Consider the following 14,253-nt stretch of genomic DNA (forward strand, 5'->3'; position numbering starts at 1 on the left):
AAGGGAACACAAAAAAAGGCATGAATTAATAAAGTAAACTGTGCCAACCTTGGGGTATAGCATACCCTGTACAAGGAAAGAACAATCACACTTTAATTAACTCATGCCTGATCGAGTCAGTAACACGTCGCTTATGTTTATTCAGTTGCTTGATTACGGAAACCATTGTAGCACCAGTTCTAATCTATTGCAAGCCTTTACACCAAAAAAATAAATTCCGCATTCCATCACTGGAATGATCTCACTTATTCTCTTCTTCCTTCCGCTGATTCAGCCTTTGCAGATGAATGGTCAGATAACCTACCTCCGCAGGATAAACCGGCAGTTTCAGTCTTTTTTCCATTACTTTGGTCAGTTTCCATGCAAGCGAGTACATTTCGGGATACTCCAACTTAAGCAGGGAATCCAACTTATGAAGCTCTTCCACTTTGTCTCCACGGCGAACACGCTCAAGGGCGAACCGAAGATGAGTCAGCAAACGAGAGTAATCCAGCGATTCCGTTTCAAACGAATAATCGAGTTGGTCGGACACCAGGTTCACCAAATCAGTTATCAATTGTGAATGCTCCCGTACCTGGGATATATTTTGATTGGTCATTGCGCTATAGATATGGAGGGCAACAAAACCAATCTCGTCCATCCCCAGATCTACACCCATTTTCTCTTTGATCAGACGAACAGCGTATTCTCCCATTCGATATTCTTCAGGATAAATCTCGCGGGTTTCATATAAAAATGGATTTTGTATGATAATGCCCTGCTCCTTGCGTTTTAAGGCGAAAGAAATGTGATCGGTTAATGCAATATGGATATGTTCATTCAGAGGAACGTCCGTACGCTCTGCAATATACGTAATAACTTCGTTAATAATCTCGATCAGTGCTTCATCCACCTGTGGAAGAAGCTGTTTGTACTGCTCTTGCTCCTGCTGGTTTTTCAAAATAAACATTTTCTCCACAGCCATCAATGGAATGTGATCACTCGGTTTTCGGTTAAAGCCAATGCCTTTACCAATAACAACGACTTCCCCGTGTTCAGGATGCTGTGCAATGATTACATTATTATTTAGCGCTTTATCTACATGCAAGCTGCTCATTGTTTGCACCTCTTTTTCACACCATCTTAGGTGTGATTAAGTCACACCCTGTTACGAACGAAAAGACACCCGGAGCGGGCAAACCGCGCCGGACGTCTCGCTTAAAAAGTAACAAAAATTCGCCTTAAGGTCAATAGAGCAACCATGCAAGATTCGAAGTGCTTCTTACTCGTCGACTCCAGCTCTTTCCACAATCTTGTCGATTATAGAAGGAGTTGTAACAGCCTCGCTCTGTTGAATGGCAACTGGCGCAGGTGTTTTGGACTTCGTAAGGCCTTTAATCAGCTGCTCTACATCGATGCCGGATACACTTTTGAGCATCTCTGGAGCGGTCGCCATAAGTTCGGTAACATAGTTACTCACTCGTGCTGCACCTTCACCTTTACCTGTATCTACCACCGTCAGTTTATCAATGGATGCAATTGGCTCTGCAATTTTACCAGCCAGTTCAGGCAGCATTTTGACAATGATATCGAGTACAGCTGCTTCGCCAAACTTCTGGAACGCTTCGGCCAGTTTTTCTTTTGCTTCTGCTTCTGCAAGACCACGCAAACGAATAACTTCTGCATCTGCTGTACCTTTGGCAAGTTCCGCATCCGCCATGGCCTGACCTTCGAGTCGCTTCTGCTCAGCTGTTGCTTTGGCATGTGTTTCGATGGAATACTGTACTGCATCGGCTTCACGCATTCTTTTGGCTTTATCCGCTTCGGCAGCCTGCTCTACCGCATAACGATCCGCTTCTGCCTTTTTCTTCACTTCGGCATCGTATTGCTTCTCACGTACGACGATTTCTTTTTCCTGGAGATCGATCTCACGTTCTTTACGAACGAGTTCAACCTTCATTTCTTCTTCCACCACGGTCTGTCTCGCACGAGCTTCATGGATATGGTAAGCCTGGTCGGCTTCCGCTTTGGCTGTATCCTGATCCCGCTTAAACGTGGCTACTTTCAGTTCTTTCTCTTTGGCTGCCTCAGCGATATTGGTATCACGCAGCAACTCTGCTTTTTGACCCTGCTCTTCCGCATTGGCCTTCTGAATACGTGCATCACGCATCGCTTCCGCTTCAGCTATCTCGGCATCACGCTTCACAGCAGCAATTCTCGGTTTACCAAGAGCATCCAGGTAGCCCTGTTTATCACGAACATCCTTGATGGTAAATGAGACAATTTGAAGGCCCATTTTCTTCAGATCTCTAGCTGCTACGCCTTGAACCTCTTGCGCAAACCGATCCCGGTTCCGATATACTTCTTCCACCGTCATTGTACCGAGGATGGCCCGCAAATGCCCCTCCAGTACCTCCTGTGCTTCGCTTCTCAGCGCTTCTACAGGTTTACCGATGAATTGCTCAGCTGCCGTAGCAACGTCTTCTACAGCGCCTCCAACCTTGATAATAGCTACACCGTCAGCAATAACTGGAACCCCTTGCTCCGTGTATACTTCAGGTGTGGATACATCCAGCTTGTGGGACAACAAGGAGATAAACTCGGATTGCTGGAATACCGGCAGGATAAATGCACCGCCACCACGAACAATTTTAATTTTCCGTCCAGAATCATCATCGGAGATATTTTTACTACCCAGGAATGATCCCGTAACGATCATCGCCTCATCCGGTCCAACCGTTTTGTATCTCGCCCAGAAAGCCAGACCTAAAATTAGAATGACTCCGACTACAACTATGGGAATCAATAAAACATCCCAATTCAAATTCAAATTTTCCATTCCACATCTCTCCCCTTATTCATTCATGATGAGTGCTTAAACTAATTAGGTGATTAGAGTACTTTATAAATCTTTAAGTACATTTTCATCCCATTCCGACACACGTAGTACACCATCTACAACATCCACCACGACAACACGGGCTCCCGCCGCAATGGGGAGGTGTTCAAAACTGGATGCCGTTTGAATCGTACTACCGGATGCAAAACGAATCATCACTTCGCCAAAACCTTTTTCCGGCACCGGAATGGTGATTTCCCCAATTTTCCCGGATAACTCTTTCATCGAAAATGCAATCGAGACATCGCTGTTACGCATCGGTTTGATATATGCGAAGAATACCAGCATGGCTGCAGCAATACCTATAAGCAGGGATAGTATTAGACCGGACATTGCACTTAATGAACTATAACGTGTCAGTAAAATACCTGCCCCACCAAAGGTTGTAATGGAACCAGCTAACACAACGGGTTTGAAAAAATCAAGACCTGGCATTTCGAAGGCTCCGTCCAGCAAGCCGTCAATCAAGTCACCCAGCACAAGGCTGACAACCGCAAATATTGCTCCTCCGATCAGACACCCCCAATAAATTGTCTCCATCCCCTGTTCCTCCTCTCTCTGCCGCAAATTCATCCTAACTGGGCATTCCACATGTAAATAAATACGTAGCTAACATCAAAATGTTTCAAAATCTTTCCTCAAATGTATTCTGAACCCGATAATGGGTATTATCACGACATTCTGTTCTTCTTGCTTCTTGTTCCTCCATCATTCACGTGTACAGCCCGAATACATGAAAAAACCGCAAGCCTCCATGAAGGAGACTTGCGGTTTTTGGACAACAGGATGTGTCCGTTCACTTGTCAGTGATTATAGAATTACAGAGAAGCCTTGTAGATGGATACAACATCTTCCCGTTGCAGTTTCTTGAAATTACCGAATGGGCCAAACAGCATCGCTTTGTCTGCCATTACGTCGATCTGACTATCATCGATATCGTAATCAGCCAAACGGTTAGGGGCACCAATGGATGTCCAGAATTTGCTGAGCGCATCGATACCTTCTTCGGCAATCTGTCTGTCAGACTTGCCTTCAGGGTTCACTTCGAACACATTAATTGCCAGACGTTTGAATCGATCCACATTCACGTCCAGGTTATGTTTCATCCAGTGTGGGAACAAGATTGCAAGTCCACCGCCGTGTGGGATATCATACACTGCGGATACCGCATGTTCAATATTATGTGTTGCCCAGTCGCCTGCGAGACCCATATTCAGCACGCCATTCAGTGCCATTGTTCCGCAATACAAAATCGTTTCGCGCAGTTCATAGTTCTCCAGGTCTTCAACCAGACGAGGCGCTGCTTCCATGACAGTACGCAAAATCGTCTCACAGAAGCCAAGTTGAACCGGTGTATTGGCATCCAGATGGAAGTAATGCTCCAAAACGTGGGACATCATATCCACCATACCGTATACCGTTTGGTCCAGTGGAACAGTGTATGTATTCACTGGATCCAGGATGGAGAATGCAGGAAATGAGTATGCGCTACCCCAGCCCAATTTTTCTTGTGTATCCTGATTCGTAATAACCGAACCGGAGTTCATTTCCGAACCCGTTGCTGCCATCGTCAATACCGTACCCAGTGGAAGAGCGTCCTGTGCAACGGCTTTGCGCTGAGCAAAATCCCACATATCGCCATCATATTTGGCACCTACAGCGATAGCTTTGGAGCAGTCTAGTACACTACCTCCACCTACAGCGAGGATCAGGTCGATGTTATTTGTTTTACAGAGGTCTACCCCTTTATGCACCGTAGAAAGACGCGGGTTAGGTTCCACACCTGCCAGTTCAGTCACTTCTGCTCCAGCTTCCTTAAGCAAACCGATTACTTGATCGTACAGACCACTGCGTTTGATACTGCCGCCACCATATACAAGCAGAACCCGTTTACCGTATTTCGGCACTTCTGTTTTCAATGCTTCCAGTTGTCCTTTGCCGAAAATCAGCCGGGTTGGATTATAGAATTGGAAAGATCTCATATCTATTGTCGCCTCCAATGGAGTTTAGAATTTTTAGTGCAACTCCAATTATAGTACCCTGTTTATAGAAAAACAAATCGATAGTCACTCACTTTATAACAACCCGTTAATCTCCAAATGGGCTCGAAACATCTCGCTCGATGAAGGCAAATTCTCAGCATCCACCCATGTTTCAGAGGCCCATAATCCAGCCTGTTTAAATGCCCGCGGACAATGGATAAAACACTCTTCCACATCTACAATGACAGCCGCACCTATGGTTTTACCACTCCAGCCCATACTGGCGATGAATTCCTCATCCTTGGTAATGGATGCTGTGCCATTAATACGCAGCACTTCATTCATACCCGGAATCAAAAAGAGCATGCCAATACCAGGGTTCGACAACATGTTCAACAATGAGTCTATCCGCCGATTGCCTGGGCGTTCGGGATAAACGAGCCGATATGTATCATACACTTTCACAAATCCCGCTCCATCACCCCGAGGTGACACATCACTTTTTCCATCACGATCGGAGGTGGAGAGGAAAAATAACGGTGACATGGATAGAAAGTTCTGAACATGTGAATCCACAAATGAAATTGCCTTGTTACGCACATGTTCATGCGGTTCACCCACCATGCCTTGCAGTTCCTCAGCATCTGTAATCAACGGAATATTCAATGCTTTCTTTTCCAAGTTATTAACCCCATTTCCTCAATTCATTGTGGCACTCTAGGACTTCACTCCATTATAACTGGCCCGGAAGCTCATTCCAATGCGCACAAATGACAAGAACTACTAGACGACAAGAACACCCGCTCATGATTGAGCGGGTGTTCTTGGTTTGTAGACTACTATTCAGTGTATCCCATGCTGCTTACAAAACGATGGAAAGCCTGGCGTCCTGCTTCATCATATTTGTAAACACCTGCATGTTCCAGAATCTCGGCAAATTTCAAGCCAACTTCCTGTTGTACAATGGCAACGGCTTGTTCTTTGTCCAAGTTAGGACCAAAGCGTTCAATCAATTCTTCCGCCCAGCCCAGATGTTTGTTCAACACATGATCAGAAGCTTTGGCGGCTTCAGCAAGTTTGGCATCTCCAGCGAGGATATCCGCGATACTGTCCAGTTCTTCTTTCAAACGACCTGGCAGGATGGCAAGCCCCATCACTTCGATCAGACCAATGTTTTCTTTCTTCAGATGGTGCATCTCACGGTGAGGATGGAAAATCCCTTCAGGATGCACATCATTTGTACGATTGTTACGCAATACAAGATCCATCTCATAACCACCATCTGCACTACGACGAACGATTGGTGTTACCGTATTGTGTGGTACCTGTTCGCCGTCCACTTCACTGAATGCTTCGATATCCACAGCAGAATCACTGTAGACCTTCCACGCTTCATATACAGCGTTACCAGCTTCTAGCAGTTCTTCAGGATCGTGTGAGGCCAGACGCATGACGGACATCGGCCATTTGACAAGACTCAATGTAAGTCCAGGTGCATCCGCATGGCGGAAGACCGCCTCTGGCTGTGCATTTTGAATGGCGAATGTATGACGTCCGCCCTGGAAATGGTCATGTGTCAGAATCGACCCACCTACGATCGGCAAATCTGCATTAGATCCGATAAAGTAATGCGGGTACTCCCCAACAAAGGCAAGCAGCCTGCGCAGCGTATCCTTTGTCAGTTTCATCGGCACATGATCATGATGGAAAATGATGCAGTGCTCGTTGTAGTACACATACGGCGAGTATTGGAACAACCAAGGCTCGTTGTTAAGTTCCAACGGAATGACTCTCAGATTCTGGCGGGCCGGGTGATTCACCCGACCAGCGTAGCCTACATTTTCACGACACAGCTGGCATTTTGGATATACCGGTGGCGGAAGCAATTTCGCCATAGCAATTTCCTTTGGACTTTTCTCCGGTTTTGACAGGTTGATAGTAATCTCCATGTCTCCATAGGCCGTGTCCTGTGTCCAGTAGACGTTCTTCGAGATCCGATCCATACGGATGTAGTTGGAGTTAATCGACAAGTCATAGAATTGAGATGTGGCCGCCTCAATGCCTTCCGTCTGCTCCGTGTGGCGGAATGCGCGTACCACTTCGGATGGGCGTGCCATCAAATGACCCATGATTTTGGCATCCAGCAAATCACGGAATGTATCGCTATTTTCAGGAATGAGTCCAATGGAAAATCCATAATCAATCAACGTATCCAGCATAGCCTGTGGGCCATCGGGCACAGTCGCGTCCAACTCGCCGGCATAAGGCTCTGAGAATCCGAATTGTTCCAGCAAGAGGTTGCGGCTATAATCCCAATCCGCTTCCTCGATTAATTGTTTCTGCAAGGCAAATGCAACCAGACGTTCAATGGCATGCAGTGCTTCCTGCTGCTCCGGTGTCCGCTCTGTGGCACCTGCTGCAATATGAGTCTGTGACATAAGGTGTTCGCCTCCTAGTTTTTTCCGTAGCCGTCAGGACGTGATTGGTGCCAGCTCCAAGCGCTTTGAATAACATCTTCCAGATTGGTCCATTTTGGATTCCAACCCAGGACAGATCTCGCTTTGGCAGATGAAGCTACCAGCACAGCCGGGTCACCTGCACGACGTGGTTCCTGTACAACCGGGATATCGAGGCCAGTCACTTTTTTAGCTGTTTCGATCACTTGTTTTACCGAGAAGCCTGTGCCGTTACCCAGGTTAAACACGTTACTGTTCTCACCTTTGCGAAGATAATCTACTGCACGCAGATGTGCATCAGCCAAGTCGCTCACGTGGATATAGTCACGGATACATGTTCCATCTTCTGTTGCATAGTCGTCACCAAACACTGCGATGTGCGGACGTTGTTTCAAAGCCGTTTGCAGCACCAGTGGAATCAGATGACTCTCTGGTTGGTGATCTTCACCAATTTTGCCGCTCTCATGAGCACCGGCTGCATTGAAGTAACGCAGGGAAACGTATTTGATATCCTGAACTTTATCGAACCATGACATCATGCGTTCCATCATCAGCTTGGTTTCGCCGTATACGTTGGTTGGCTCTGTACGATCGCTTTCTTCGATTGGCACTTTCTCAGGCTCACCGTAGGTAGCTGCTGTAGAGGAGAAGACGATGCGGCGTACGTTCGCTGCATTCATCGCTTCCAATAGACAGAGTGTACCAAACACGTTGTTGTCATAATATTTAACCGGGTCTTTCATACTCTCGCCTACGAGTGAGTTAGCCGCAAAGTGAATGACTGCATCGATTGAATTCTCAGCGAACAGCTTCGCCAGAATTTCTTTGTCACGCAGATCCCCTTCATACAACTTACCGCCGAGCAACGCCTCACGATGCCCTGTCTGCAGGTTATCCAGCACAACAACCTCTTCTCCACGTTCCAACAATGCTGCTACCGTATGAGATCCAATATACCCTGCTCCACCTGTCACCAAAATTGCCATTTTACTTCGCCTCCTTCAATTCTTTAACACCGTCGCCTACACCGCATACATAGAAATCACCTTTTAGATGGGTACGCGCTTCATATGCAGCGCCCACTTCACTTACAAAACGCTCGACATCATTCTCATGCACAAGTGATACGGTACAACCGCCAAATCCTGCGCCAGTCATCCGAGCACCAAGCGTGCCTGGAATCCGCTGAGCTTCTTCAACCATAACGTCCAGCTCATCACAGCTTACTTCGTACAAGTCACGAAGCGATTCATGAGAAGCGTTCATCAGCTTACCGAAGGTTTCCAGATCGTTACCCTGCAATGCTTCGACTGATGCGAGCACACGAGCGTTCTCTTCCACAACATGTTGTGCACGCTGTCTTACTTTCTCATCCTTGATCTGATCCTGTAGTGTTACGAACTGCTCTGGCGTCAATTGAGCCAGGTAATTCAGTGCAGGCAGCTGTTCCTTTAAGATGGCAAGTGCCTGCTCGCATTGGGAGCGACGTTCATTGTAGGCCGAATCCACCAGACCGCGGCGTTTGTTCGTGTTACCGATGACCAATTTGTAGGAGCCTGTACGGAAAGGAACCTTTTCGTATTCCAGTGTGTCACACATCAGCAGGATCGCGTGATCCTGAGCACCGTTTGCGACAGCGAACTGATCCATGATTCCACAGTTGACGCCTACGAACTCATTTTCCGCTTTCTGGGACAGAAGCGCCAGTTGAACCGTATCAATATCCGTTACGCCCTCCAGAGACTGAATCGCGAAGCCCGTGAGTACCTCCAGTGATGCAGACGATGAAAGTCCTGCCCCGTTCGGAATCTCCCCGTGGTACAGGAAGTCATACCCTTTTGTTACATTCACGCCTTTGCCTTGCAATTCAACCATGACACCTACAGGATAGTCGGTCCATTCTCCGGTTTTTTCCTTACCGATGGAGGAAGTGTCTAATACCCCTTCATAAGACATGTTCGTGGAAGCCAGTTGCAACTTGTTGTCCTGACGCTCACGAATGATCAAAGTTGTTCCGAATTCAAGTGCTGCCGGAAGCACGTATCCACCGTTATAGTCAATGTGCTCACCGATCAGATTCACACGCCCAGGGGCATGAAATACACGGATGTCCGCTCCACTCTCTCCGTACTTTTCAATAAACTTTTGTTTCAATTCAGTTACGTTCACTGCTGGTGCACCTCGCCTCGTTGTTGTGGTTTTCTTAATGTTATTATATAAGAAAGCGGTGCCTCTTGTAATGCAACCATGTGTGTTTCATATGGATAAATGTGACCTTAAGGCGTATAATGATCGGAGCATCCCGGAAAGAAGGAAACGACTATGGCAGACCAATTCAACGCCAAGAAAGAATCCCTTGCATCTTCTAACGAAAAAATACAGGAATCACCTTCCGGTAAAAGCGGAGCACTCAGTTATTCGGTTGCCTCCAATCCGGTCTATTATGAACAAGGCGCACTGCATGTCCTGTTTGCCGGAGCAAGCCAGACCCTTCCGGGTCATGCCGTCGGACCCAAACTGTTTGATTATTATCTGCTGCACTATGTAGAAAAAGGGGCGGGTACGTTCCGTACCGAACTGCACACCTACGATTTATCCGCAGGTGATTGTTTCCTCATTCATCCCGGGCAACTGGTAAGTTACCAGTCTCACGCCCGCAACCCATGGCAATATCGCTGGATTGCCTTCACAGGCAGCCAGGCTGGCCAACATACCGAGGAAGCCGGGTTCCGCCCGGAGAAGTCCGTTTTTCATGCTGGACCATCCTGTGGAATATCCGATTGGCTATCCGTGATGCAGGATGCTTTTGCCAAGCGCAAAGAAAGCTCCCATTTCACATCACTGGGTACGTTATATATGATTCTAGCCGAAGCACAGAATCACCTTTCGCAGGGTCAAACCTTAATTCCCGGTGAATCCTCCATCCGACGTACGGTGAAACAGATGATTCAGTATATGTCCACCCAATATGCCTATCCTGTCTCCATTGAACAAATGTCTGCGAGTCTCGGTTACAACCGTGCGTATCTATCCCGTATTTTCAAACAGGAAACCAGTCTTTCTCCAGTCACCTATCTGCTAAAACTGCGGATCGACAAGTCGCGCCAACTCCTGAGAGAACGCCCGGATCTGTCCATCGAACAGGTATCTGCCTCAGTGGGACTGCCAGACGCGCTGTATTTCTCCAAACAGTTCAAACGATTTCACGGTGAAGCGCCTAGCTTGTATCGAGAGAAAATACTGTCCCGCCCACTAAACCAGGGGTTACAGAAGAATGCTCAACAAAACAAACGGTAAGCAACTTAACGGACGGAACCACGTAAGACAAAAAAAGGTGCATTCCGCCATTATGGCTAAGATGCACCTTTTGCACTTTATTTATTTGTCATCAGGCTCCGGAGACAGGATGGATTCAATCCGTTCCAATTCCTCTGTAGAGAAATCCAGCTGACTGAGTGCAGCCACATTCTCTTCAATCTGGGAAGGACGACTTGCGCCAATCAGCGCAGAAGTTACCCTGCCATTACGCAGCACCCAGGAGAGTGAAAATTGGGCCAAACTCTGACCACGGGCTGCTGCAATCTGGTTCAGCGCACGCACTTTGCGGAGCGTCTCTGGAGAGATGTTGTTTTCATTCAGGAATACCGACGGTCCTTTGGCACGTGAGTCTTCCGGGATACCATTCAAGTATTTGTTCGTGAGCACACCTTGTGCCAATGGACAGAATGCAATACTGCCTGTTCCATACTCATCCAGCACGTCCTGCAAACCATCTTCAATCCAGCGGTCCAGCAGCGAGTATTTCGGTTGATGGATTAACAGGGGCGTACCCAGACCTTTCAGAATTTCGGCAGCCTGTCTCGTCTGCTCTGCGGGATAGTTGGAGATCCCTACATAAAGGGCTTTGCCCGAGCGAACAATATGATCCAGTGCCATCATCGTTTCTTCCAAAGGTGTTTCGGGATCATAACGGTGTGAATAGAAAATATCCACATAATCCAGGCCCATACGCTTCAAGCTCTGATTCAGACTGGATACCAGATTTTTGCGTGAACCCCACTCGCCATACGGCCCGGGCCACATATAATACCCCGCTTTGGTGGAGATCACCAGTTCATCACGGTAAGGTTTCAGATCCTGGGCCAGTACCTGTCCAAATAACTGCTCAGCCGAACCTGCCGGTGGGCCATAGTTGTTGGCAAGGTCAAAATGTGTAATGCCCAGATCAAATGATCGGGTAATCATATTACGACCATTCTCAGCGTTATTGATACCGCCAAAATTATGCCACAGCCCCAGTGAAATCGCTGGCAGTTTCAAACCTGAGCGTCCAACGCGGTTATATTTCATCGTTTCATAGCGAGTATCGCTTGCTACGTAGACCATTATGAATCCCTTCTTTCCCCAGGTTCCGCCTCTTGTGTCCGGTCTATGCCGGAGAATGCGGTTATTCAGTCCATGCGTTTAACCAAGAAGCTGGTCCACATTATTCATTACCTCGCCAATCGGCTCTGTAATCAGCAAATCAGCCCGGCGGTCGTAAGCGGTAGGTGTGGCGTTAAGAAGAACGGTATGTTTTCCTTGAAAATACGTAATTAACTGGGCCGCTGGATATACCGTCAGTGACGTGCCTCCCACGAGTAATAGATCTGCAGAAGACAGCGCATCAATGGAACGATACAATGTCGTCTGATCCAGCTCCTCTTCGTACAGCACCACATCCGGTTTGATCACACCACCACATGTGGTACAGCGAGGCACGGTATCTTGGGACTGTATAATATCATTCAGCGTATAAAACTGCTTGCAATCCATGCAGGCATTACGATGAATTGAGCCGTGAAGCTCAAAAACATTGCTGCTGCCTGCCTTCTGATGTAGTCCGTCGATATTTTGCGTGATCACTGCCTGAAGTTTTCCCGCCTGCTCCAGACGGGCCAATAGTCGATGGCACCCGTTCGGTTCCGCATCTGGATGAAGCATTTTACCACGATAAAAATCATAAAAAATATCGGCATGTTTATCAAAAAAATGCCGGCTTAATAACTCTTCCGGTGGATAAGGCGAATGCTGCTCCGTCTGATACAGACCCGCAGCCGAGCGGAAGTCGGGAATCCCGCTTTCCGTTGAAGTTCCGGCCCCTCCGAAAAAAACAATACGGGAGCTTTCCTGAATCCAGGCAGCCAGTTGTTCTGTTGCGTTCATCCTCTCTCCTCCTTTTATATCGTCCAACCAAGCCAGGGTGACTTATAAAATAACGCTTATCTCATTATAATGACGAACAATGGCATGGGCATCAACCAGGTGGGATCCTTGATCTAACTGTGGACAGTAACCAAGCGTATAGGATACCTCTGCGTGCCTCCCCATCTGCATATCCCCATTGCTGTCTCCAATGACAACGGCCTCCGCAGGATGGATATGTAATTCACGGCAAGCCAAGAGTGCTGCTTCTCTATCCGGTTTGCCCTGGGTCACCCGATCACAGCCCACAATGGATGTGAAAAAGGAACGTATCCCCATCCAATCCAGATGTGTTTCTGCTGCTGCTGTGCTGTCTGAAGTGACGACCGCCAGTGGTATGTCCGCTGCCTTGCATTTCTGCAAGAAATCCAGCAATCCTGACATGGGTTCAGCGGATTTGCGCTCTCTTACCGATCTCATGGCTACACTTGAAAATTGGCGTATCGTTGTGATCGCTTCATTCCATGGCATACCTGCCGCATATAACTGCCCGGCAAGCAATCCCGTGCACTCATCCACAGTCGCAATGGCCAGCGGGCCTTGCGGATCATATCCAACAATATGACCTTGCGGATTATGGGTGGTGCCCAGAACATGCTCCCGTTCAACCGTAAATGAAGCTCCGAGTTCATTCATACGTGATTGCAACTGATCCAGTAATGTCTCTGCCCATGGCCCCCAAAGCTGGAGAAATTCCAGCAGTGTTCCATCTTTATCAAACAGGATACCTTTACATGGGATCTGCACTCCATTCACTTGAAGCATGGTCATCCGTATCGCCTCCATCAAGTATGCTATAAATGCATACAGCCCTTAGTGCAGAATAATCAAAACCTACTTGATGGCACTTAACCAAGCCAGTACCGTCTTGACCGTCTGATTCAGCTGTTCTTCTCCACTCACTTCTGGCTCGCCATCTCCTTTTTGATGACCATAATCACCGAACTGGGCGTGGTTACCACCTTCAATAGTGTAATAAACCGTGTCTCCTGGAAGATACATCCGTCCACTCTGATACTTCGTAGCATTCACGACTTCATCTTTCGTACCCAGAATAGATAAAGCAGGTATTCCAAGTGACTTTACGCTTCCTTTTTCATCCGGGTAGGATGCCAAGAAGAAGATGCCCTGAAGTGCATCAGGATGCGCGGCTACATAACGTGCAGCCATCGATCCACCGAGAGAGTGTCCACCCACAACAAATTGTTCGTCCGGATATGCGGCCAGAATCTCATCTGCCAAGTTTGGCTTGAGCACTGCCAGATTAACTGGCATTTTGGCAATAATCGTGTGATGCCCCGCAGCGGCCAACTCATGCGCAAGTGGTGCGTAACTTTCCGGTTTTACCAGTCCACCAGGGTAGAAAAGTACACTTTTCCCAGTCGGTTTATCTGGCACAAAATCAATCCAGTTCTCTTGTTCGCTCACCGTCACCTTATTGGCTGTTTCCATGGCCGTTTGAGCTGTTTCCTGTGGACCGTATGGTGTGAATAATTTCCACGCAACAAATCCACATCCAATGACAATGAGCGCCAGAAGTACGAGCAGGAATTTCCCGATGCCCCTCTTCTTGCGCCCTGTATTATACCGATTTCTCAACGTTAATCACCTTTCTTCACTTCCGCAGGTGCCGCGGCTCACAGAATTGGGAGCCTTCGTTAATTCAGGCTCCCTTTCTCCGAATTGAACAAAT

Annotated in this window: 13 protein-coding genes; 1 reads left to right on the plus strand and 12 read right to left on the minus strand. The window is 47.6% G+C overall.

Annotated elements, in window-relative coordinates; translation table 11 throughout:
* Positions 1-241: 241 nt before the first annotated feature.
* From glcT to MKY44_RS21920, 8 genes are all read right to left on the minus strand, one after another.
* On the minus strand, positions 242-1,096 hold the full coding sequence (gene glcT, locus MKY44_RS21885; protein WP_047844046.1) for a glucose PTS transporter transcription antiterminator GlcT: 855 nt from the start codon (positions 1,094-1,096) through the stop codon (positions 242-244).
* 165 nt (positions 1,097-1,261) lie between these two features.
* The gene (locus tag MKY44_RS21890; protein WP_289390194.1) at positions 1,262-2,818 is read right to left on the minus strand and encodes a flotillin family protein; all 1,557 of its coding nucleotides are present in this window, start codon (positions 2,816-2,818) and stop codon (positions 1,262-1,264) included.
* Between the two features lie 63 nt (positions 2,819-2,881).
* Positions 2,882-3,418: a membrane protease regulatory membrane protein gene (locus MKY44_RS21895; RefSeq protein WP_047844048.1), complete on the minus strand. Its 537-nt coding sequence runs from the start codon at positions 3,416-3,418 to the stop codon at positions 2,882-2,884.
* Between the two features lie 278 nt (positions 3,419-3,696).
* Positions 3,697-4,860 (minus strand): iron-containing alcohol dehydrogenase, encoded by a 1,164-nt coding sequence (locus MKY44_RS21900; protein ID WP_047844049.1) that lies wholly within the window; start codon positions 4,858-4,860, stop codon positions 3,697-3,699.
* Between the two features lie 93 nt (positions 4,861-4,953).
* Positions 4,954-5,541 carry an MSMEG_1061 family FMN-dependent PPOX-type flavoprotein gene (locus MKY44_RS21905; protein ID WP_341008587.1) on the minus strand — a complete coding sequence of 196 codons (588 nt, stop codon included), beginning with the start codon at positions 5,539-5,541 and terminating at the stop codon, positions 4,954-4,956.
* Positions 5,542-5,699: 158 nt separating this feature from the next.
* Entirely contained in the window at positions 5,700-7,298 is a 1,599-nt protein-coding gene (locus tag MKY44_RS21910) for a UDP-glucose--hexose-1-phosphate uridylyltransferase (RefSeq protein ID WP_341008588.1), read from the minus strand.
* A gap of 14 nt (positions 7,299-7,312) precedes the next feature.
* Positions 7,313-8,302, minus strand: a complete 990-nt coding sequence (gene galE, locus MKY44_RS21915; protein ID WP_315938440.1) for a UDP-glucose 4-epimerase GalE — start codon at positions 8,300-8,302, stop codon at positions 7,313-7,315.
* Position 8,303: 1 nt separating this feature from the next.
* Positions 8,304-9,485 carry a galactokinase gene (locus MKY44_RS21920; RefSeq protein WP_341008589.1) on the minus strand — a complete coding sequence of 394 codons (1,182 nt, stop codon included), beginning with the start codon at positions 9,483-9,485 and terminating at the stop codon, positions 8,304-8,306.
* Positions 9,486-9,638: 153 nt separating this feature from the next.
* Between MKY44_RS21920 and MKY44_RS21925 the strand changes: the two genes are divergently transcribed.
* Positions 9,639-10,613, plus strand: coding sequence for an AraC family transcriptional regulator (locus MKY44_RS21925; RefSeq protein ID WP_341008590.1), 975 nt, complete (start codon positions 9,639-9,641; stop codon positions 10,611-10,613).
* 81 nt (positions 10,614-10,694) lie between these two features.
* Here MKY44_RS21925 and mgrA read toward each other — a convergent pair whose 3' ends face one another.
* The 4 genes from mgrA to MKY44_RS21945 all read right to left on the minus strand — a co-directional run bounded on the left by mgrA (position 10,695) and on the right by MKY44_RS21945 (position 14,159).
* Positions 10,695-11,702 (minus strand): L-glyceraldehyde 3-phosphate reductase, encoded by a 1,008-nt coding sequence (gene mgrA, locus MKY44_RS21930; RefSeq protein WP_036616991.1) that lies wholly within the window; start codon positions 11,700-11,702, stop codon positions 10,695-10,697.
* A 78-nt stretch (positions 11,703-11,780) separates the two neighbouring features.
* Complete coding sequence (locus tag MKY44_RS21935) at positions 11,781-12,521, minus strand: NAD-dependent protein deacylase (protein ID WP_341008591.1); 741 nt, start codon at positions 12,519-12,521, stop codon at positions 11,781-11,783.
* Between the two features lie 42 nt (positions 12,522-12,563).
* Positions 12,564-13,331, minus strand: a complete 768-nt coding sequence (locus tag MKY44_RS21940; protein WP_341008592.1) for an HAD family hydrolase — start codon at positions 13,329-13,331, stop codon at positions 12,564-12,566.
* Between the two features lie 63 nt (positions 13,332-13,394).
* Positions 13,395-14,159, minus strand: a complete 765-nt coding sequence (locus MKY44_RS21945; protein ID WP_341008593.1) for an alpha/beta fold hydrolase — start codon at positions 14,157-14,159, stop codon at positions 13,395-13,397.
* Positions 14,160-14,253: the final 94 nt, after the last annotated feature.

This window comes from Paenibacillus sp. FSL R7-0026 (genome assembly GCF_038004485.1).
Lineage (GTDB): Bacteria > Bacillota > Bacilli > Paenibacillales > Paenibacillaceae > Paenibacillus > Paenibacillus xylanexedens_A.

Bases quoted from the DNA above. Each gene is read 5' to 3' on its own strand.
- MKY44_RS21935 (WP_341008591.1), bottom strand. From the start codon at position 12,521: ATGAACGCAACAGAACAACTGGCTGCCTGGATTCAGGAAAGCTCCCGT.
- glcT (WP_047844046.1), bottom strand. From the start codon at position 1,096: ATGAGCAGCTTGCATGTAGATAAAGCGCTAAATAATAATGTAATCATT.
- MKY44_RS21925 (WP_341008590.1), top strand. From the start codon at position 9,639: ATGGCAGACCAATTCAACGCCAAGAAAGAATCCCTTGCATCTTCTAAC.
- MKY44_RS21890 (WP_289390194.1), bottom strand. From the start codon at position 2,818: ATGGAAAATTTGAATTTGAATTGGGATGTTTTATTGATTCCCATAGTT.
- galE (WP_315938440.1), bottom strand. From the start codon at position 8,302: ATGGCAATTTTGGTGACAGGTGGAGCAGGGTATATTGGATCTCATACG.
- MKY44_RS21940 (WP_341008592.1), bottom strand. From the start codon at position 13,331: ATGACCATGCTTCAAGTGAATGGAGTGCAGATCCCATGTAAAGGTATC.
- MKY44_RS21900 (WP_047844049.1), bottom strand. From the start codon at position 4,860: ATGAGATCTTTCCAATTCTATAATCCAACCCGGCTGATTTTCGGCAAA.
- MKY44_RS21910 (WP_341008588.1), bottom strand. From the start codon at position 7,298: ATGTCACAGACTCATATTGCAGCAGGTGCCACAGAGCGGACACCGGAG.
- mgrA (WP_036616991.1), bottom strand. From the start codon at position 11,702: ATGGTCTACGTAGCAAGCGATACTCGCTATGAAACGATGAAATATAAC.
- MKY44_RS21895 (WP_047844048.1), bottom strand. From the start codon at position 3,418: ATGGAGACAATTTATTGGGGGTGTCTGATCGGAGGAGCAATATTTGCG.